Raw genomic sequence first — 20347 nt, forward strand, 5'->3', positions numbered from 1 at the left:
TTTAAAAGACCTTGAGTAATCCTGCAGTGAAGAGCAGGTTAAAAAGTGAAAGCGGAATAAGAATCTTCCAGGAGAGATTCAACAGGCCGTAAATGGTTGTTCTGGGGAAGGTCCAGCGGATCCAGATAAATGTGGCGATAAGGATGTAGATTTTCAGTAGGAACCAGAAGACGCCGGGTATAAAGTTTAAAAATGGAAACGGTGCGTACCAGCCACCAAGGAAAAGAATGGTCGTAAGGCAGGCGCCGATAACAATGTTGGCGTACTCAGCCATGAAGAAGAGGCCAAAACCCATAGAACCATATTCAATGTGAAAGCCGGCGACGAGTTCACTTTCAGCCTCGCCGAGATCAAACGGTGCCCGGTTGGTTTCTGCCAGTGTACAGGTGAAAAAGATCAGGAAGGAAAAAGGCATCAGAATATTGTGGCCTTCTCCAAACAGCGGGAAAACATTCCAGTTGAGGAAAGAGCCGCTCTGACTCCGGACAATTTCCATCAGGTCCAGTGAGCCGGTTATGAATACAACGGTCATGGCGGTGATAAGCATCGGGATCTCGTAGGCGACACATTGCGATACGGATCGGACTGCGGACATCATCGCATACTTGTTACGAGAACTCCAACCTGCAAAAAGCAGTGCCATGGACCCGCTGGAGGCAAAAGCGAATATCATGATAAGTCCGATATTCATGTTACGTGCCACGATGACCTCACTGAACGGGATCGTCACAAAGCTCATAATTGCCGGGAACATGGCCAGAACCGGCGCTGTCATAAAAAGGAGTTTGTCAGCGCCGCCAGGAATGAGCAGCTGTTTGGCCATCAGTTTAACACCGTCGAGTGGCGGCTGGAATAAACCAAACGGACCGTTAATGTTGGGACCTGGTCTACGCTGGATACGCGCGGCACCCCTTCGCTCACACCACACAAGGTAAGCGGCATTAAGAGCCGCAAAAGCTATAGCGATGATGACGGCGGCTATCACATTGATCAATGTTGTGCTCATAATGATTTCCTTATCTATCAATCTCCGGAATGACGAGGTCGAGGCTTCCCATGAATGCCAGAGCGTCCATGATCATATACCCCCTGCACGACTCATCAAAAAGATGCATGTTCGAATAGGTGGGTGAGCGTAATTTCAATCTATAGGGTACTTTGGTACCATCGCTTACCAGGCGGACTCCGAAGGAGCCGCGAGCTGTCTCCACCGCTTGATAATAATCACCTGCTGGCGGCTTGATGATTTTTGGAGCTTTTTTCGGCATGATAGGGCCACCGGGAAGTTTATCGAGTCCTTGCTCGATTATTCGGAGTGACTGTTCCATCTCTGCCATACGCACCTTATAGCGCGCCATGGAATCACATTCATGGTACACGGGTATGTCGAAGTCAAATTCGGGATATACAGAGTACGGCTCGTTTTTTCGAACGTCAAAATTGATACCTGAGCCACGGGCAACGGCACTTGAAGCACCATATTTTCTGCAGGTTTCCTTGGAGAGCGGGATGTTTCCTTCAAGACGCTTTCGGAAGATGATGTTCCCAGTCACCAAAGTGTCGTATTTTTTCAGGGACTTCCGCATGCGGGGAATAAATCTCTTGGCGGCATCGATAAACTCATCGTCCACATCGTTATAGAGCCCCCCGAAACGGAAGTAACAATAAGTCAGCCTGGAGCCTGTTACCGACTCGAGCATATCGAGAATATATTCCCTATCCTGCAGGGCATACATTAACGGACTAAAACCGCCGAGATCCATGACGAACGCACCGAACCAGAAGAGGTGGGAGGCGATACGGTTCAACTCTACCATGATGGCGCGCAGGTATTCCGCCCTTTCAGGAACCTCGATTCCTGCAGCCTTTTCTACACAGAGAACATGACCGTGTGAGTAACCGAGGGCGCCAAGGTAATCCATCCTGCTCAGGTTCATCAGAAATTGCGGATAGGTTTTAACTTCACCCATCTTTTCGTGCATTCGATGGATGTACCCTATGACGGTTTCCGCATCGACTATGTATTCACCGTCCATCTTCATCTTGACCCGAAGGACACCGTGGGTTGCAGGATGCTGTGGTCCGACGTTAAGTACAAAAGTCTCGTCCGGCCCGAGTTGTATCGGTGTGCTCATGCTTTGAAATCCTTTCGAAGTGGGTGAAAATCCGCATCTTCCGGGAGTAACAGGGGGATAAGGTGCGGGTGCCCGGAGAATTTAATTCCGAAAAAATCGTGTGTTTCTCTTTCGTGCCAGTTGGCTCCGGCATAAACAGGTGTAATTGTCGGAACTACCGGCTCTTGCCTCGATACGCGGGTGCGTATAACGACGCGGCAGAGATCGAAATCATAGCGGCTGAAATCATAGATGATTTCATACTGGTCATCTTCTATCCAGTCGACACCGGTGATGGTTTCGATAAAAAATTCCGCCTTATCCAGAATGGTGACGGCTTCGATGAGTTGGTCCGGATCAACCTGTGCGTCGAGATGGTACCCGTGGACACTGTAGTCGCGTTCAAGAACACCGTTTTCACGTGGCCCCTCTTCAACCTCTGTTTCTACAGGCTCAGCCGGGGTCTCTACAGGCTGATCTCCTTCGGCGGGCTGTTCATCAGTCTCAGGTGAAGCTTCAACCTGTTCTTCTGCAACAGGAGGTTCTGGGACGGCATCTGGCTCTGGAAAAAGGGCCTGGAGGGCCGCTTTCGTCTGTTCTGCAATCATGTCGTGTTACTCCGAAGTGCTGATAATCAACAGCAAAGGTACAACTGCCTTATGCCCTATACCTGCTCGGGTTGTTCGGGATTTTTCCAGCGTTTCCAGTCTGACAGCTTGTGTTCAAGTTCAATGATACCCTGAAGCAGGGCCTCCGGACGTGGAGGACAGCCCGGAACATAAATGTCAACTGGCAGGAACTCATCCGCTCCAAGAACAATCGAATATTGTCCCTCAAAGGCAAACGGCCCGCCGGAGATAGCACAGTTACCGAGGGCCATAACCCATTTGGGCTCAGGCATCTGGTCGTACAGCGTTTTTATACCGGGTTGCATCTTCTTGGTAATCGTTCCGGCAACAATCATGACATCGCTCTGGCGAGGCGAGGGTCGGAAGACCTCTGCACCGAAGCGCGACATGTCAAAACGGGCACAACCAGTGGCCATCATTTCAATAGCACAACAAGCAATACCGAAGGTAAGCGGCCAGAGCGAGTTAGCCCTGCAGATATTGATCAGTTTGTCAGCTACGGCAAACTGAACTATTGAATCCGGAACCGGCTCTGTTACTGAAGGTATGTTTTCCGTTCCCACTTAAAGACTCCCTTTATCCATGCGTAAACTACGGCAAGTGTTAAGATTCCGACAAATATGACGACTTCAACAAAGTCCCGGATGGATGATTCGAAGATACCGGAATCATAGGCAACGGCTACCGGGAACAGAAACAGGACATCGACATCGAACGCGAGAAATATCAGAGCGTACAGATAGAACACGACACCGTACCTGATCCAGCTATCGCCGATCGGGTCCATACCGCACTCGATGTATTGTTTTGCCCTGTTTTCAATTTGGCGGGTCTTCTGGGGCATGAGAAGGTAGACAATAGCGATGGGGCCAAGCGCGAATGCCAGGCCGCCGAGGGTAAAAGCGGTTACCCATAGAACATTGTCTTGGTACATGAAGTCAGCAAACTGATAATCCATAATCGAGTCCTTTTGCTTAAAACTTCTATTGTAGCGAACTGCTTTCTAGGTAGAACTGGGTGGGACAGCATTGATTTACATCAAATAATCTGATGACCAACCTTAGAAAATTGCTAGAGAGCTGTCAATAATATTTTTTTTTCAACAGTCTTACTTCAGCTCTGTGAGCCCTGAAAGTCGCTATTTTCCTGGCCTTACAAGTTGAAAAAACTTGAGAAACTTTGAATTCATGATATGATTGGCAGAAGTGGTTGTGAAGTTTTATATATGATCTCCATCAATTTAACTGAATAAAAAAATAGAAGATGTCAATTACATTAAGGCAGTTAGAAATATTCATTGCAGTCGCTGAAACTGCGCAAGTCACCAAAGCGAGCAAGAAGCTGTTTGTTACCCAGTCTGCAGTCAGCATGGCCCTGGCCGAACTGGAAAACCAGCTTGGTGGGTCACTTTTTGACAGACATGGCAGGAGTTTATTGCTCAATGCGAGGGGGCGTTACCTTCTCCCGCTAGCTAAAGATATCACCTGTCAGGTTTCCAACATCGAATCCATCATGTCGGAGCGAAATGACACACTCGTTGGGCATATTGACGTAGTGGCAAGCACAACACTAGGTAACTACATACTTCCATACCTTGTTGGGGCATTTAAGCGGGTTCACCCTAAAGTCCACGTAAACCTACTTGTCTACAATACAAAAATGGCAGAAAAGATGGTTATCGATGGATTGAGCGATATAGGCTACGTGGAGGGCCTATTGGGCAAAAACACCATTGACCTGAAAATCCGCCCTTGGTTTCAAGATGAGTTGGTCGTCTTGTGCGGCCCAACAGATCCACTCGCCCACAACGATTATTTTGATATCGAAAAGGATTTCAAGGACAAAAAGTGGATTATGCGGGAGCAGGGATCCGGTACTAATGCAACTTTCAGGGAAAAGATGCGGGATTACCTCGAGCAGATCAATGTTGTCATGGAAATGGGGCACCCCGAGGCCATTAAAAGAGCTGTTGAATCAGGGGCAGGCATTGCCTGTCTTTCAACACTCAGTGTCTGCAGGGAGACAGAGCATGGGTGGATAAAGGCCTTACCTGTAAAAGGACTCGATATGAAACGGCAACTTCGGGTCATCCAGCGTAAAGATAAGGACATTAGCGACGAACTTGCTGAATTCATCAACTTCTGTGACGTGATGACCACCTGTAATGAGGACCGTGTCTGTCTCTCTTCACCATGGAAACTTCAATCACTGCTGGCGCGTCACTCTGCCCAGAAGAAATAGTATTCAAAACGATTTTCCCAAATAAAAAAGGCATCCTCGACTGAGGATGCCTTTTTTATTTGGGCATAGTAGGGGGCATGGTTGATATTCTTAATAGAGAACTTCTTTTAATGTCAAGCCATGAGCAGGGGCGGTGGGCCCCCCTGCATTTCTGTCACATGCCTCGAGTGTCTGCCGGAATTGATCAATTGTAATTTGTCCGCGTCCGGCGGTAAGCAGGGTGCCAACCATATTGCGTACCATTTGACGGAGAAACCCGTCCCCTATGAAAGTGAAGGAATGATAATCACCTGTCTTCTTTCTTTCAGCGGTAAAGATAGTGCGGACAGCTCCTTTTCGGCTTACACAATTCTTATCCCGTGAACCTGCATTCTCAAATGAAGAAAAGTCATGGGTGCCTTGCAGGAGTTGCAAGCAGTTGTCTATGGCCGGGAAGTTGAGACGATAGGGGATGTGAACACAATAGAGCCTTTTGCAAGGCGGCATGATCGCACCATTGTATATGGTGTATTCATATCTCTTGCCTTGTGCCGAAAATCGTGAATGAAAATCTCTCTCGGTTTCCTGCACGTTGAGTATTCTAATGGAGTAGGGGAGCATTGAGTTGAGCCCCTTGTGAAAAGCCGGGCAGGAAATCGAGGAGAGAGTAGAAAAGTGTGCGACCATGCCTTCTGCATGGACGCCGGCATCGGTTCTGCCGGCACCGTGCAGTGCAACTTCTTTTGTCGTCATAACAGTGAGACACTTTTCGATCTCCTCCTGTATGGAGACATCATGCTTTTGGCGCTGCCAGCCGTTAAAGGGTGTTCCATCAAACGCGATGAGAAGCCGTATCTTTCTTTCTGCGGTCATGCCTGAGATTTATTTTACGGAAAGAGAGGAACGATATCGAGTCCGGTAGACTCCTGATAGCCAAGCATGAGGTTCATATTCTGGACAGCCTGACCCGCCGCACCTTTTACCACATTGTCAATGGCGGCAATAACAATAATCCGGTTGGTGCGCTTGTCGATTGTGAAATTTATATCGCAGAAGTTTGAACCGCGAACATATTGCGTTGCCGGGAAACTTCCTTCGGGGAGGAGTCTGACAAAATGCTCATTATCATAGGCCCGGTTATACAATATGCGGACATCGTCGTGGTCGAAGCCTGGTTGGAGCGGTGCGTAGATGGTGCTCAGTATACCCCGTGCTATCGGGAGGAGGTGCGGGGTGAAGGATATGGTTATATCTTGTGCGGCCAGGGTACTTAGCTCCTGCTCGATCTCGGGGGTATGACGGTGGGTTCCTCCTACTTTATATGCCTTGAAACCGTCGTGAACTTCACAGAACAGGGTTCCCAGTTGTGCTGCCCTTCCTGCCCCGGAGGTGCCGGATTTGGAGTCAGCGATAATAGAGGCAGGGTCAATTACCTTGTTCTTCAACAGTGGCATCAGGCCAAGGATAATGGATGTGGGGTAGCAGCCCGGATTGGCGACCAGATCTGCTGACTTGATTTGTTCACGATACAGTTCCGGTAATCCGTATACTGCCCGGGTGATATAATCGGGCGACGAATGAGGTTGGTACCATTCTTCGTAGGTCTTGACATCGCGTAACCTGAAATCTGCGGACAGATCGATAACCTTTTTGTTGTTTTTAAGCAGTTGGGGGACCAGGTCCATCGCTGTTTTATGCGGTACGGCAGTAAAAACGATATCAGCTCGCTGACAAATTTCGTCGACACTCAGATTTTCACAGACCAGATCAACCCTTGAACGGAGATTTGGGAAAACTTCTGATATTGGTTTGCCTGCAAATTGCCTGGATGTAACGGCGCATAATTCAATGTGGGGGTGGTTTACCAGAATTCGGGAGAGTTCGACTCCCGTATATCCTGAGGCACCGATGATAGCAGCTTTGATCATGGATGAGTCTCCCTGTGCATACTCAGATAAGCAAATAGAAAAAGGGAATAGCAGCATAGGCTGCTATTCCCTTTATAAAGCGATTCCGTGGTAATAACAGCTCTGTAACATAACCTCCCTGGAGCAGAAAGTCGAGAGCTGGAATTCGGAGATTAACGCTTGGAAAACTGGAACTTGGCGCGAGCGCCTTTCTGTCCGTATTTTTTACGCTCTTTGACACGCGGGTCGCGAGTCAGGAGACCGGATCTTTTAAGCGGCAGACGATTCTCACTGTTCACCTCAAGGAGGGCGCGGGAGATACCGTGGGACAACGCATCGACCTGAGCAGATTTACCGCCACCTTTAAGGGTCGCCATGACGTCAAACTGCTCCGCAGTCTCGGTGATCTTAAAAGGTTTTTCAATTTTCTGGGTTTTGAAGGTGCCGCCGAAGTAGGCGTCTGCATCCATCTTATTTACAACAACCTTGCCGCTTCCAGGGGTGAGCCATACACGGGCGATGGCATTTTTCCTCTTGCCGGTGGCGTAAAAACGATCTTGAGCCATGTTATTAAATCTCCAGGGTTATATATCTAGTACTTCGGGTTGCTGTGCCTCATGCGGATGCTTCGTTCCGGTGTACACTTTCAACTTTTTCAGCTGGGCACGGCCAAGCTTGTTCTTCGGCAGCATGCCTTTTACAGCTTTCATGACGAGATCCGTTGGATGCTTCTCAAGGAGTTCCTTGGCGCTGGTTTCCTTGATGCCGCCTATGTAACCGGTGTGACGGAAATACTTTTTGTCGTCCCACTTATTCCCGGTCAGCTGGATTTTGTCCGCATTGGTTACGACGATAAAATCGCCGTTATCGATAAACGTAGAAAAAGTCGGTTTGTGTTTACCACGCAGGCGGGCGGCTATCTCACTTGCCAGTCGCCCAAGTACCTTGTTCTCTGCGTCGACAACGTACCACTTTTTTTCGATCTCGTTGACTGGAGCAAGATAGGTTTTCATTGTGTCCCTCGAAATAACTGTCAATTAATAAAAAAAGGTTCAGCAGTGCCGAACCTTTTATAGTCACTGATGGAGCGGGAAACGAGATTCGAACTCGCGACGTCAACCTTGGCAAGGTTGCACTCTACCACTGAGTTATTCCCGCTCATGTGTTTAGTAAAAGCCAAAACAGCGGCATATATACAAGTTCGGGATGGCTGTGTCAATAAAAAATTCAGATTCATCCAAAATTTGATTATATTTTTTTTGTCTGCATCTGTCACGAAAAATAGAGTACGATTATAATTAATAGGGTATGTTTAAATGTTCTGGTCAGCAGTATAGAATATTTATTTCCTGCGGTTAAGTGGATTCAGCACTTACGTTTAACGCATATTTTTTTTGAGGTGGAGATCACTTTTTTATGACAGATCCAGTTACCAGCATCCGACAGGGGACCGTTAATAGGAAAACAGGGGAAACCGATATCCAACTTGACCTGGTGCTTGATGGTAAGGGCGATTATAAAATTGATTCGGGAGTTCCCTTCCTCGACCACATGTTAACTCTTTTTGCTGTTCACGGTTTTTTCAATATTATAGTGGAAGCCGATGGTGACACGGAGGTGGATGACCACCACACGGTGGAAGATATAGGCATCTGTCTCGGACAGGCTTTCGCCAAGTCACTGGGAGATAAGAAAGGTATCAAAAGGTATGGCAGCTGTTACATGCCCATGGATGAGACTCTGGTGCGCGTGGTTGTTGATTTATCCAACAGGCCCTACATTCATTATGAGCTTGATCCGGGAGACCAGAAAATCGGTAGTTTCGACACCTGCCTGGCAAAGGAGTTTGTCCGTGCCTTTGCCCTGCATGCCGGAGTAACGCTGCATGTGGATATGCTCCATGGAGAGAACGCCCATCATATTATAGAGGCGCTCTTCAAGGCTTTGGGACGGGCAATGAATGAAGCGACCCAGACTATCGGGATTGGTGTGATGTCCTCTAAAGGGTGTTTGTAGACGTAGTTGAAGGTAATGAAAAAAACCGGATTTGGTCATTTGGCCGGGGACTGCAAGTGAGGCTACTCCTGCCTGTACCTGCTTCAAGTGGAACTGACCCTTTCCGGAATAAAATAATAAACGAGTCTTTTTTATACTTAACACATGAGGAGGAGTTCTCCGTGAAACCGATATTGTCAGTCTGCCTGTCGTGCTGCCTGCTTCTTGCGCTTGTATCATGTTCCTCCAAACAGCCAGTTGCGAGCGGCGATAGTCCCCAACAAGTTGCGCCGCTGTCCGCAATAGCCCTGTTACCTGTCAGAATTCTTGCCGAGGAAGGAACTGATAGTGGTGGTGAGCAACTGCAAAAAGGTGCGATGATTGCAAATAGCCTGCTACGTGACGAACTTGGTGGAAAAGCTACGATACAGGTGGTTAGCACTGCTCAACTCAATAAAATTGGCAGTGGTGTGACGGGTGGGCTCGGTGCCACAATTGCAGAATTGGGCAGACAGCTTGGCTGTGATGGGGTTCTCGTTACCACTCTGAGAAGATACAAAGAGCGGCAGGGTGGGGAGTATGCCGTTGATGCTCCCGCTTCTGTCTCTTTTAAGATGACACTCATCTCAACCGATGACCAGCGCGTTCTTTGGGTGGCTGATTTTAACGAAACCCAAGAGTCGCTTATGGAGAATATTTTTTCTTTTGGGAAGGCTCAGAGTAGAGGCTTTAAATGGATTACAGTTGAAGAGTTGATGACCCAGGGAATAAAGGAGCGTTTGGCTGAATTTCCATATATGTAGTTTGGTATTGCCAGTCTTGCTATCAGTTTTTTTACAACGCCCGTGATTGTGCCCCAAAGGCATATCAGCGGGCGTTCTTTTTTCACTTGCACCAAGGTACTGTTTGTTGAAGAACACCGTTACGCTGGAAATACCGGCAACAATGAATCGTCGTATCGGCCAGGCTATGCATGATTATCAGATGCTTGCCGATGGAGATAGGGTACTGATTGGTCTGTCGGGTGGGATTGACAGCCTGGTACTGACCTCTGTACTTGCCGGTTGGCAGAAAAAGGCCCCGATTAGCTATTCACTTAGCGCTATAACTATTGACCACGAGTTCTGGAGAGAGGTGGAAAATGGTGTTGGCCCGCAGGAATCAATCGGCAGCCAGGTTGAGGGGATGCAGGTCGAATATCATGTGGAGAAGAGTTGGGAACTGGCTGAGGAGGAAAGAACCTGTTATCAATGTGCCAGAAATCGACGAAGCCAGCTGTTTGAATATGCCCGGCAACATGATTATAACAAAATTGCTTTTGGTCACCATCGTGACGACCTTGTAGAGACTTTATTCCTCAATATGTTGTATAGCGGAAACATTTCAACCATGGTTCCGAGGCAGGAGTTGTTTGACGGTAATCTTCACATCATACGCCCCCTTGCCTACCTGGAAAAGAGTGAGGTGATGGTGATTGGGAATAAACAGGGGCTCAAGGCGGTTGCAAATCTTTGTCCCCTTGAAGATAAGACAAGGCGGAAGAAGGTGCGAAAAATACTCGAAGGCATTTACAAGCAGGAACCGGAGGCAAAAAAATCCATATTCGCTTCCCTGTCAAACGTGAGGGAAGGATACCTGTTGTGAAAACCTCCGTGGATTGTCTGGTCTGTTTTGTGAGACAGGGATTGCGAGTGGCTCGAATGTATGGATGCAGTGAAACCGTCCAGCGTGAGGTTGTTCAGGAGCTGGGACGACTGCTGCCGCAACTCGATATGGAAGCGACGCCGCCGGCCAACTCCATGCCTGTCTATCAAACCATTAATAGAATCATCGGTTGTAAGGATCCCTATTTCGATGTCAAGAGAATGGAAAACAGGAGGGCTTTAGGGCGTATTGAGACTCTCAGGAAAGAGGTGAGAGAGAGCACTGAGCCATTGCGGGTAGCCTGCGGATACGCCATAGCCGGTAATATTATTGATTACGGTGCATTTTCCCAGGGAATGATCGAGGAAGCCCTGTCAAGTCCGGACGAATTCCAGTATAGCCTCGATCACTATCAGCAGCTTGAAGCGGCGATAAACGAGTTAGTTGAGGGAGATAGTGTTTTTTACCTCGCTGATAACTGTGGTGAAATCATCTATGACTCTCTGCTGGTTGAGCTATTAGCCCAAAAGGGGTTGCAGGTGACTGTCGCGGTTCGTGAAGATGCGATAATTAATGATGCATTACTCGAAGATGCCCAAGTTGCCGGTCTGGACAGGGCTGCCAGTTTAATCAGGAGCGGTGTGGTTTGTCCGGGTAGTCCTCTTGATCAGTGTTCTGAAGAGTTTAAGGAACATTTCTTCTCTGCCGATCTGGTTATATCCAAGGGGCAGGGGAATTTTGAGACGCTCTCTGAGGTAAACAGGGATATATTCTTTCTCTTGACAGTAAAGTGCAACGTGGTAGGTAAACATCTCGCGGAGATTGCCGGTGTGAAAGAAAATGTGGTAGCCGGCAAGGGGGAAATGGTGGTGTACTATTCCGGCGGCTCTTAACAACCGGAGTGCTCGACCCAAAGGAAAGTACCAGGAAACTATTCTATTGTGTTTTTAAGAGGTGGCTATATGAAACAGCGAATAAATCTCCTGATGAAGGAGCAACCTGCAGGGCAAAAAGTACAGGTGGATGGATGGGTACGTACCAGGCGTGATACAGGATCTTTCTCATTTTTGGAATTAAATGATGGTTCGTGTCTGGGGAACCTGCAGTTGATTGCGGATAAGGAACTGGAAAATTACGAGAGTGAGATTAAAAACCTCACGACCGGTTGCAGTATCTCTGTTGAAGGGGAGTTGAGGGAATCTCCGGCTAAAGGGCAGAAAGTAGAGTTACACTGCACAAAAGTTCAGGTTGTCGGCTGGTCAGAGCCAGAAACCTATCCTTTGCAAAAAAAGAGGCATTCTTTTGAGTTCCTGCGGGACATGAGTCATCTCAGGCCACGTACAAATGCTTTAGGCGCTGTCTCCAGAGTCCGCTCACGACTGTCGTTTGGTATCCACCGATTTTTTAATGAGAGAGGGTTTCATCAGGTTCATACTCCGATAATTACCACCAGCGATTGCGAGGGTGCGGGAGAAATGTTTCAGGTGATGACTGTCGAGGAAAGTGCAGGCAACGTCAAACCCGAAGATGCTTTTTTTGGTAAGACGGCAGGTCTCACCGTGTCGGGGCAGTTACAGGCCGAGGTGTATGCACTTGCACTTGGCAATGTCTATACCTTTGGACCTACATTCAGGGCGGAAAATTCACATACCTCCCGTCATCTTGCAGAGTTCTGGATGATTGAGCCGGAAATGGCCTTCTGCGATCTGGAATGCAATATGCAGCTTGCAGAAGATATGTTGAAATTTGTTCTTGCCGATATCCTCGAGAATTGTGGGGAAGATATGGTCTTATTCGATAAATTTATTGAGAAAGGTATTATCGCCAAACTAAAGGGCGTGATTGAAAAAGATTTTGCCCATATCACGTATACCGAGGCTGTTGAGAATTTACTGGCGGCCAAGCAAAAATTTGAATTCCCGGTGGAGTGGGGAATTGACCTGCAATCAGAACACGAGAGATACCTGTCCGAGGAGTTGTACAAGTGCCCCCTGATTGTAACCGACTATCCGGCATCCATTAAACCTTTTTACATGCGGGTGAATGAGGATGGCAAGACGGTTGCGGCAATGGATATCCTGGTTCCTGGAATCGGGGAAATTGTCGGCGGAAGTCAGCGTGAAGAACGTTATGATATTTTAAAAGAGAGAATGGTTGCAGCCGGAATCGAGATCGATGAATACGAGTGGTATCTCGATTTGCGAAAATACGGGACCGTGCCTCATTCCGGTTTTGGGCTGGGTTTTGAGCGATTGGTTCAGTTTGCAACAGGCATGGCAAATATCCGTGAGGTAATACCGTTCCCAAGGACACCTGGGTCAGCCCCCTGCTAACCAGGGTATTCGGGTCAGAGACCAACTATATATTTATGGAAGGATAGAGAATGGAAGCGGGTACTCCAACCGGTAAAGGCCCCGGTGTCAGGAAGATGTTTGATGCCATCGCCGGTCGTTATGACCTGATGAACAGGGTCATGACTATGGGGCAGGACCAGAAATGGCGGCGTTTTGTGGTTGAGAAGGCAGGAAATCCTGATAATGGCTGGGTTTTGGATCTGGCAACCGGAACCGGTGATATTGCCGCCCTTACATATGAGGTGTACCCTAATGCCAACGTCATTGGCGGAGATTTTTCCCATAATATGTTGCGGGAGGCGGGTACTCGTTTTCAGGATAGGCATATTCACTGGCAGGTGTGTGACGCCAACCACCTGCCCTATCCCGACAACAGTTTTGAGTCAGTGACATTCGGGTACCTGCTGCGTAATGTTGACGACAGCCAGGCGGTGCTGAATGAGGTTTACCGCGTGCTAAAGCCGGGAGGCCGCGTTGTCTGCCTTGATACAACTCCCCCCAGGAAAAATCTGTTGTATCCTTTTATTCGGTTTTATTTTCGTTTTGGTATACCATTATTGGGACGCATGATTGCGGATGATGAGGCAGCGTATGCCTACCTGACAGGATCAACGATGGATTTTCACTCTGCCGATCAGCTGGCTGAACTGTTCGAGCAGGCAGGGTTGATTGATGTCGGGTACAGGAAGTTCATGATGGGAACCATTGGTGTACACTGGGGGAAAAAGTGAACAAGGAGAAACAAGATGTACCGGCTGTAAGACGGGAAAGTAGCCGGAGAACCAATTCAGATTTATCCCGCTTGCATACTATTTTTGAACTTTTCATCGAAGTAACAGATGTTTACTGGGATCATACCGCATTTATCTATCGATCCGGATATCGGGCGGGAGATGAGGAGCAGACGGTAACGTATGCCAAGCTGTTTGAGGATGTCCTGCTGCTTGCGCGTGCCTTCAGGCAGCGAGGTGTCAGTCGGGGTGACAAGGTTATGTTGTTATCGGACAACCGCTATGCCTGGATTGTTACTGATCTGGCTGTCATGGCCCTTGGTGCGGTGAATGTGCCGAGAGGGGCAGATACTCCGACCCAGGAACTGGAATATATTATCAGTCATTCAGAGAGTTCCTACCTGGTCGTAGAAACTCCTGAGTTGCTCGATTATCACAACGAGTACATAAAAGGGGCGAAACAGATCAAAGAGATTTTTGTTATGACAGGACCGTCCATGCATACTCTCTTCAGTCGGACGTTTTCCTACACGGATCTTCTTGAAAATCGCAAGTACAGCCTCAAAGATGTCGAGTGGTTTCGCGGGTTGGGTGAGTATATCGGAGCAAGCGACCTGTTGACCCTGATTTATACTTCCGGGACCACCGGCAGGCCTAAGGGGGTGCAGCTCTCCCACGGGAACATCATGCATAACGTACGGGTGATACCGGACATAATCAAGCTGACAGAGCAGGATTCGTGGCTTTCCATACTGCCCAGCTGGCATATTTTTGAACGCACTGCTGAATATGTTGCTTTATCGAAGGGGACAACTCTTGTCTATTCCTCGGTGAAAACCTTTGCCCAGGATCTGGAGAACTATCGTCCCACTGTTGTTGCAACTGTGCCAAGGGTTTGGGAATCACTTTATTCCCGGGTTCAGGGAACAATTCGTAAAAAAGGACCGGCGGCAGCACGTATTTTTAGCTCCCTGGTCTGGATATCAAGTTCTTTTCGGCGGAATAAACGGAAGATGCTGGATCGGCTCCCCCGTTATAGCGATCCATGGTTTGGTGCTGCCTGGTTACAGAAAATGGTTGCTACCTGCAAGGTCGTTCTGCTGTCTCCATTATATCTGCTTGCCTCCAGAAAGCTATCAGCGGTGCAGGAGCGTTTTGGCGGGCGCTTGCGGCTTGCCGTCAGTGGCGGAGGTACCTTGGCCGAGTATCTTGAAGAGTGGATAGATGCTGTAGGGATCCGAATTGTTAATGCTTATGGCATGACGGAATGTTCGCCTGCTATTGCCGGAAGAGGACTTACCTGCCGTGTCTACGGCACTCTGGGGCCACCGGTTCCTAATACGGATGTACGTATCGTATCGGAGCAGGGTGTGGAGCAGCAGACAGGTGTAGAAGGTCTTATCGAGGTGCGGGGACCCCAGGTGACCAAGGGGTACTATCATAATGAGGAAGAGAACGAGAAAGCTTTCACTGAAGACGGTTTTTTCAGGACGGGTGATCTGGGCAAGATGACCACGGGAGGAGAGCTCGTTATTACCGGCCGGGCTAAAGAGATTATTGTTCTTGCAAGTGGTGAGAATATTGACCCTACCAGGATCGAGAATACGATAACTATGTTCCCCTTCGTTCAGGATGCCATTCTGGTGGGTCAGGACAAAAAGGGTCTTGGAGCTCTTGTTGTACCTAATATTGAGGAGTTAAAGGAACATCTTGGAAAGCGGTTCAGCGATCTCAAAAAAGAAAAAGGTGAATTGCTGGCCGATTCCCACGTTCTGGATCACATCAGGAAGGAAATTAACCGGCTTCTTATGCCGAAGCAGGGATTCAAACCGTATGAAAAACTGCAGGGAATCGCCTTTCTCGAAAGAGAGTTCAAACTCGGGGAGGAGTTAACGAATACCCTGAAAAAGAAACGTCATGTCATCGAAAAAAACTACAAAAAGCTTATCAACGATTTGCTGCATTAAACCTGTTTCAATCAAAAACAGGTTTAGCCTTCAACAGGTCCCTCTTCTGGCTTTGGGATAAGTTTTCTGCCCAATATAAAGTAGAGTGCTACCGAAGTCAGGATGAAATAACCGAAGAGTTCTGCATTTTTCGTCTTCAGTACAAAAGCAAGTGTTACGATAATCGCTGAGCTTATCACGAAAAAGAGAGGACGTGGAGTCTGCCGTAGTATGATCCTGCCGAAGTGAGCGAAGCGTATATGGCTTACCATGATGGCTGCTGAAAAAACAGCAACAAAAGAGAGCAGGTTAGGAGAAACGATCAATGCAGATCCTAACACAATGAGAGCTCCGGCCGGGCTTGGTAAGCCGTTGAAAACTCCATCCGGGAGATCCGTTCTCTTCTTATCGACCGTCACAAAACGTATTAACCTCCACGCCACGCCGGCTACAAAAATCGCGCCGAATATCCAGGCCAGGTTTCCACCCGACTGGATGACCACATATGCAGGCGCCAGCCCAAAACTGACAAAATCTGCAACATCATCGAGGTATGGCCCAAACTTGGTTCCTCCATGCTTTTCCGCCATCCTGCCATCAAAAAGATCGAAAAGCTGCCCCACGATAATGATGCAGATCGCCCAGGCAAAACGATGCTGATGGGTGAGTATCAGGCTGGTAACCCCACAGATGAAATTGAGGGTGGAGAGTAAATCTGCATACAGCCTGTTGGGTATGAACTTAAAAACGATAGAAGCGGCGGCCAGGATGATACAGGCGGTCAACACCTCGTTGCTTAAATCTGTTATCCATGGGTTTTCCTGAATCAGGGCGCAGAAGATGACAAGAGCAAAACACATGATCGCCTTTATCTTGCCGAAATTATTCGCGGCGCCTGAGGTCTTCAGCAGCTTGAGGATATGTCTTGCAAAGAACTGTCCGGCAAATTCTATAACGACCAGTATCCATACAAGACGTATGTCCAAAAGACCGGTGTAGGCAAACCCGAGCATCGGCGGAAGATACGTCAGTTTGTCGCACATCGGGTCAAGCCATTCTCCCCACTTGGTCCCGAGATTACAGCTTCGTGCCACAACACCGTCAACCCCATCCATAATCGCAGCAAAGGTGAAAAAAAGGATCGGTATCGACTGATACGGTGAAAAGAAGTACATAAAAAATGCAATAATCGCCACCCCCCCACGCCAATAGCAGATAGCGTTCGGGTGCAGCAGCCAAAGGTGCGAGTGGATGTAATTCCGAAAAGATTCTTTCTTGACCATCTGGGAAAACCAGAAATAGAAACCGGTTCCAATGGCTGCGGCTAGAGATATGACGAGGAATCGTTGCATAATAGGGTACCCTTATACCGGGACAGTGTTAAATAGGGGTCTCATGGTTTGTTGAAGATGGTGTTTGAAATGATCTTGCCTCGTGGCACTTCGTCATCATTTTCCCTATTGTCCGGATCTTCACGATACTCTTCAATAAGGGAGACAGACTGAAACGGCAGCATTAACTGGCGAACCCCTTCGAAGTTTTTGCGGATTTCGTCATCTGCCGGATTGATCAGGTAGCTTTTTTCTTGTGGAAGGACAAGATCCTTGATGGCCACGAAATAGGGATGGGTCATATCCAGGCTCGTGGATTTCAGAGTATATTCCTTTTCCTTCCAGGTAAAGTGTACGCGGTAAACAGCCATATGTTTGAAACCTGTATATAAATCGAGAAGTTGTCTTTAGTAGTGTTGAAAACAGTAATGAAAACAGCATGATTGTAATGGCTGTCCCCTGTAGCTTGCAACCCGTTTATTTGTAAATAATGAAAGTTTTTCTCTTATTTGTGTAAATAAGGAGTTCTCAGGTTGCCTTGAGTTCTTCAATTGTTTTGCAATAGAAGAGGTCGCAACTCCCGGAACTTTTTCCGGCCATGGCCAGTGCGTGTTTTCCTGAAGGATCGAACAGGATAATTCTGGAGACATGTTGGGCGTCGATTAAATCATCAAGTACGGGCAGCAGGTTATCTTCTTTGGTCTTAAGGGTATCAAAGCGGATAAAACCGGGTTGCCACTTCTCAGCCACCAACTTCACCAGTTCTTCGCCCAATTCCTTTTCTGTTGATTGTGAGCCGATGATTGCCACGGAATCCGAGTGTTCATCAAGGACCTCTATTGGGTCCCCTACCCGAATTAAGCCGCCTTTTTTGACAACTCCGAAAATACCCTCCCGCGGCATCACACAATCCCCGGCCTGATGATAAATTGCACAGGGCGAATGACAGACCTTCCCCAGTTGAGAAATAATCAATTCGGTGCTGCCGACACGGATATGGGTGCCGACCGTGAGGCTGCACAGGTTAATGCCCTCTGTTGTAATATTTTCAGCAAAGTTCCCGGCTACGACCTGCAACCCCTTTTGGCGCATGCTTTCGATCGATTCTTCTGCAAGAAAGCTGACCTGCCGGTGCCATTTGCCACCGTGGGCGTCGTTTTCCAGACCAAAATTCTCGATAAGGTTGACACTTTCTATGTTTTTCTTGCGAATCCCTTTCCGGTCGCTGATTGAAATAGCTTTTATATGCGGCATGTTGATTCTCCGTATACCGTTATGGTGTGATACTCCGCCGTACTTCGATTTCCTGCAACAAAAATAGGGGTTCTTGATATTATTGCAAGGTGAAACCCTGCCTGGTGATAATCAACCTGCCTTTTTGTTACCGGGCAGACATGTGTCCTGCAGGTATTCAGTTTGTATTTCCCTGTATCCGGTGCGTTTTGAGCCTGTAGAGATTCCCTTGATTATTCAACTTTCCTGTGACAAAATTTAAGCAGGAGTAAAGAGTTATCTTCAACATAGGAGGTCTGTATGCGGAAACTACATGAAGTGCAGCGTGTTATCACTCCGATTGATTTTTCAGATAATTCAAGGCTCATTGCTGAGTCTGCCGCCTATATGGCGGGAAAGTTCGGTGCGGGTATGTACCTCGTCTTTGTGGTTCAGAATTTTGAGGATTACTCTGGTTTTTTCGTGCCGCAGATGAGTATGCCAAACCTCGAAGGGGAACTGGTTGAGGGAGCCGAAGATAAAATGACCAGTTTCTGTAAAGAGCTTGAGCCGATTTGTGACGCTGCCGGGGTTGTCAGCCTGGAACATCGGGTTTTTATGGGTGATGTCGCCGAGCAGATCGTTGATTTCGCAGCTGAAATCCAAGGTGATCTTATTATCATGGGCACCCATGGCTATAAAGGTTTGGAGAAAATCATGTTCGGTAGTGTTGCCGATAAAGTTGTCCGTGCTGCCCACTGCCCCGTATTGACCATCAACCCATACACCTGTTGCACTGAAGAAGATGGTCGAGAGTAGGTTCCTGTAAAATAGTGCCAACCAGGCTGTGCGCTGGCAGGAGTTTCAAACTTTTATTCCGGCCAGCGTACAACTGCGAGTATATCGGAGGCTCCGTTTGTCTTTCCGCCCAGCATCTTCGCACAAGTAATGGTGCTCATGGTATGGAAGTGCAGGTTCAAGCGGCCTGTATCGGCGGCTGGAAAATGACTCTCCAGAGACTTTGACCATTCATCTTCCAGGGATTCACGTTGAAGCTGTGGATCCATTCCAGTAATAAAAGTGGCTACTTTTTCAAGAAGTTCGGGTTCCTTTTCCTGAAAATCACGGAAGCTGCTTATCGCTGTTTCTGTATCCCACCCAATATTCCCTGGTAGGAGAAGATGGAGAAGTTCCACAGGGGGAAGCTGCATTTTATTTTCATATTCTTCAAGCAGGTGATCTGCAGCGTCTTCCAGGTGGGTAAGATATATCGTTGGAAGGGATGCCGTGCTTTCCCTGTAAATCCTACTCCAGGCCTTGAGTCGGGTGGCTACTGATGTGGCACTCGGTTTGTTCAGCCTGCTTTTCAGGTCAAGTAATTCACCAAACAGGGTTTCCTCTTCTTCATCAAGTTCACCCTGCAGGGTTTTAAAGAGTCCCTGTTCATCATCATCCAGAAGGGCCATGCGGACGGCAACCTCTTCCTCTTCGCGATCCAGTTGTTCGCCAATTTTAAGGATAAGCCGTGATTGCCATAATTCATTGTTCCTGATATCGTCTTCATCCTCTTTTGTTTCAGTTTTACCAAGCAGGGTAGAAACAATAGAGCGACTTGAATCGTCCACCGACTTTTTCTTTGCCGAAAACGAGGAAACGGTCAGATTACTCAGTTGGGCTGCGTAATCGTCCTTGCGCTCGCGGATATCACGGATCAGGTGCTCAAATCGTTCTCGTTGATCGCCAAGGGGGCAGGGCGTATGTGCTTGACAGAGTCCTGCTGTTGTGAATATATCTGCCGTATCGTCTCCTTGTTCGGGCTCTTCGACCGGTTTGATCAGGTGGAGCTTGCCAAACAGCAGGAAAACCGGAAACTGGCTTGCGGAGTAAATCTCTGTTCCTGGAAAATATAACGCTTCGAGTGTATTCATATGTCAACAATTAGAGAGAATGTAACATTCTATTTATCCGCTGTTCTGTATTTTGTTTTCAACATGCGGCCTGTTGAAAACGATCTTATGGGAACGTTGAAAGCAACTGGCTGGCAGCTATTACAGACGGCGCCGTATGTTGCCGGTGGAACCTTTTTTGTCATTTCCTTGCTGCAATATATGGCTGATGGACATAAAGTGCCCTGGGACCGCCGTTTACGCTTATTCTTTGCAATCGGGATCATGGCTGCCTTGGTGCAGGCAATTTATGAATATGCCGGTCAAGGCCCCGGTCTCCAATAATACATACAGCCTTCCCTGCTGTAAACGGGGAAG

The 20347-nt window shown here is 47.9% G+C and carries 23 protein-coding genes and 1 tRNA gene; 10 read left to right on the forward strand and 14 right to left on the reverse strand.

The genetic code is table 11. The features are described 5' to 3' along the window. Position 1: 1 nt before the first annotated feature. From GA520_RS05830 to GA520_RS05850, 5 genes are read right to left on the reverse strand one after another with little or no spacing between them, the layout of a single operon-like run. Positions 2-1006, reverse strand: a complete 1005-nt coding sequence (locus GA520_RS05830) for a complex I subunit 1 family protein (protein WP_163339131.1) — start codon at positions 1004-1006, stop codon at positions 2-4. Between the two features lie 10 nt (positions 1007-1016). Further along, entirely contained in the window at positions 1017-2135 is a 1119-nt protein-coding gene (locus GA520_RS05835) for an NADH-quinone oxidoreductase subunit D (RefSeq protein WP_163339130.1), read from the reverse strand. After that, entirely contained in the window at positions 2132-2722 is a 591-nt protein-coding gene (locus tag GA520_RS05840; RefSeq protein WP_163339129.1) for an NADH-quinone oxidoreductase subunit C, read from the reverse strand. The genes GA520_RS05835 and GA520_RS05840 overlap by 4 nt, the downstream gene beginning before the upstream one ends. 56 nt (positions 2723-2778) lie before the next feature. Continuing rightward, on the reverse strand, positions 2779-3306 hold the full coding sequence (locus GA520_RS05845; RefSeq protein WP_163339128.1) for an NADH-quinone oxidoreductase subunit NuoB: 528 nt from the start codon (positions 3304-3306) through the stop codon (positions 2779-2781). After that, positions 3279-3701, reverse strand: coding sequence for an NADH-quinone oxidoreductase subunit A (locus GA520_RS05850; RefSeq protein WP_163339127.1), 423 nt, complete (start codon positions 3699-3701; stop codon positions 3279-3281). Before GA520_RS05850 ends, GA520_RS05845 begins: the two co-directional genes overlap by 28 nt. A 305-nt stretch (positions 3702-4006) precedes the next feature. On the opposite strand from GA520_RS05850, the gene GA520_RS05855 reads away from it, so the two are divergent. Then, complete coding sequence (locus GA520_RS05855; RefSeq protein ID WP_163339126.1) at positions 4007-4984, forward strand: LysR substrate-binding domain-containing protein; 978 nt, start codon at positions 4007-4009, stop codon at positions 4982-4984. A 90-nt stretch (positions 4985-5074) separates the two neighbouring features. Here the strand turns inward: GA520_RS05855 and truA are convergent, their stop codons facing one another. From truA to GA520_RS05880, 5 genes are all read right to left on the reverse strand, one after another. Continuing rightward, the gene (truA, locus tag GA520_RS05860) at positions 5075-5836 is read right to left on the reverse strand and encodes a tRNA pseudouridine(38-40) synthase TruA (protein WP_163339125.1); all 762 of its coding nucleotides are present in this window, start codon (positions 5834-5836) and stop codon (positions 5075-5077) included. A gap of 14 nt (positions 5837-5850) precedes the next feature. After that, positions 5851-6891: an N-acetyl-gamma-glutamyl-phosphate reductase gene (gene argC, locus GA520_RS05865; RefSeq protein WP_163339124.1), complete on the reverse strand. Its 1041-nt coding sequence runs from the start codon at positions 6889-6891 to the stop codon at positions 5851-5853. A 152-nt stretch (positions 6892-7043) separates the two neighbouring features. Next, complete coding sequence (rpsI, locus tag GA520_RS05870; RefSeq protein ID WP_163339123.1) at positions 7044-7436, reverse strand: 30S ribosomal protein S9; 393 nt, start codon at positions 7434-7436, stop codon at positions 7044-7046. A gap of 18 nt (positions 7437-7454) precedes the next feature. After that, entirely contained in the window at positions 7455-7883 is a 429-nt protein-coding gene (gene rplM / locus GA520_RS05875) for a 50S ribosomal protein L13 (RefSeq protein WP_163339122.1), read from the reverse strand. Positions 7884-7953: 70 nt separating this feature from the next. Further along, positions 7954-8028, reverse strand: a tRNA-Gly gene (locus GA520_RS05880). Between the two features lie 258 nt (positions 8029-8286). Between GA520_RS05880 and hisB the strand changes: the two genes are divergently transcribed. The 7 genes from hisB to GA520_RS05915 all read left to right on the forward strand — a co-directional run bounded on the left by hisB (position 8287) and on the right by GA520_RS05915 (position 15561). Next, positions 8287-8886, forward strand: a complete 600-nt coding sequence (gene hisB / locus GA520_RS05885; protein WP_304511302.1) for an imidazoleglycerol-phosphate dehydratase HisB — start codon at positions 8287-8289, stop codon at positions 8884-8886. Between the two features lie 161 nt (positions 8887-9047). After that, positions 9048-9668, forward strand: a complete 621-nt coding sequence (locus GA520_RS05890; RefSeq protein WP_163339121.1) for a hypothetical protein — start codon at positions 9048-9050, stop codon at positions 9666-9668. Positions 9669-9774: 106 nt separating this feature from the next. Continuing rightward, positions 9775-10509 (forward strand): ATP-binding protein, encoded by a 735-nt coding sequence (locus GA520_RS05895; RefSeq protein WP_240910199.1) that lies wholly within the window; start codon positions 9775-9777, stop codon positions 10507-10509. Further along, the gene (locus GA520_RS05900) at positions 10506-11402 is read left to right on the forward strand and encodes a DUF89 domain-containing protein (RefSeq protein ID WP_163339120.1); all 897 of its coding nucleotides are present in this window, start codon (positions 10506-10508) and stop codon (positions 11400-11402) included. Before GA520_RS05895 ends, GA520_RS05900 begins: the two co-directional genes overlap by 4 nt. A 69-nt stretch (positions 11403-11471) precedes the next feature. Next, the gene (gene asnS / locus GA520_RS05905; protein WP_163339119.1) at positions 11472-12842 is read left to right on the forward strand and encodes an asparagine--tRNA ligase; all 1371 of its coding nucleotides are present in this window, start codon (positions 11472-11474) and stop codon (positions 12840-12842) included. A gap of 50 nt (positions 12843-12892) precedes the next feature. Then, positions 12893-13594, forward strand: coding sequence for a bifunctional demethylmenaquinone methyltransferase/2-methoxy-6-polyprenyl-1,4-benzoquinol methylase UbiE (gene ubiE / locus GA520_RS05910; protein ID WP_163339118.1), 702 nt, complete (start codon positions 12893-12895; stop codon positions 13592-13594). Further along, positions 13591-15561, forward strand: a complete 1971-nt coding sequence (locus GA520_RS05915; RefSeq protein WP_240910198.1) for a long-chain fatty acid--CoA ligase — start codon at positions 13591-13593, stop codon at positions 15559-15561. Before ubiE ends, GA520_RS05915 begins: the two co-directional genes overlap by 4 nt. Before the next feature lie 23 nt (positions 15562-15584). Here GA520_RS05915 and GA520_RS05920 read toward each other — a convergent pair whose 3' ends face one another. The 3 genes from GA520_RS05920 to GA520_RS05930 form a co-directional block, all read right to left on the reverse strand. After that, the gene (locus GA520_RS05920) at positions 15585-16892 is read right to left on the reverse strand and encodes a CDP-alcohol phosphatidyltransferase family protein (protein WP_163339117.1); all 1308 of its coding nucleotides are present in this window, start codon (positions 16890-16892) and stop codon (positions 15585-15587) included. A gap of 41 nt (positions 16893-16933) precedes the next feature. Continuing rightward, positions 16934-17242 carry a DUF1820 family protein gene (locus GA520_RS05925; RefSeq protein WP_163339116.1) on the reverse strand — a complete coding sequence of 103 codons (309 nt, stop codon included), beginning with the start codon at positions 17240-17242 and terminating at the stop codon, positions 16934-16936. A gap of 157 nt (positions 17243-17399) precedes the next feature. Continuing rightward, positions 17400-18125, reverse strand: a complete 726-nt coding sequence (locus GA520_RS05930; RefSeq protein WP_163339115.1) for an MOSC domain-containing protein — start codon at positions 18123-18125, stop codon at positions 17400-17402. Positions 18126-18404: 279 nt separating this feature from the next. Here GA520_RS05930 and GA520_RS05935 point away from each other — a divergent pair, with 279 nt between their 5' ends. Further along, positions 18405-18902: a universal stress protein gene (locus GA520_RS05935; RefSeq protein ID WP_163339114.1), complete on the forward strand. Its 498-nt coding sequence runs from the start codon at positions 18405-18407 to the stop codon at positions 18900-18902. Between the two features lie 53 nt (positions 18903-18955). Here the strand turns inward: GA520_RS05935 and GA520_RS05940 are convergent, their stop codons facing one another. After that, positions 18956-20011 carry a hypothetical protein gene (locus GA520_RS05940; RefSeq protein ID WP_163339113.1) on the reverse strand — a complete coding sequence of 352 codons (1056 nt, stop codon included), beginning with the start codon at positions 20009-20011 and terminating at the stop codon, positions 18956-18958. Between GA520_RS05940 and GA520_RS05945 the strand changes: the two genes are divergently transcribed. Then, positions 20012-20314 carry a hypothetical protein gene (locus GA520_RS05945; RefSeq protein WP_163339112.1) on the forward strand — a complete coding sequence of 101 codons (303 nt, stop codon included), beginning with the start codon at positions 20012-20014 and terminating at the stop codon, positions 20312-20314. It abuts the gene before it with no gap. Positions 20315-20347: the final 33 nt, after the last annotated feature.

The sequence above is a fragment of the Desulfopila sp. IMCC35008 genome (genome assembly GCF_010646885.2).
In the GTDB taxonomy this organism is placed as follows: Bacteria; Desulfobacterota; Desulfobulbia; order Desulfobulbales; family Desulfocapsaceae; genus Desulfopila.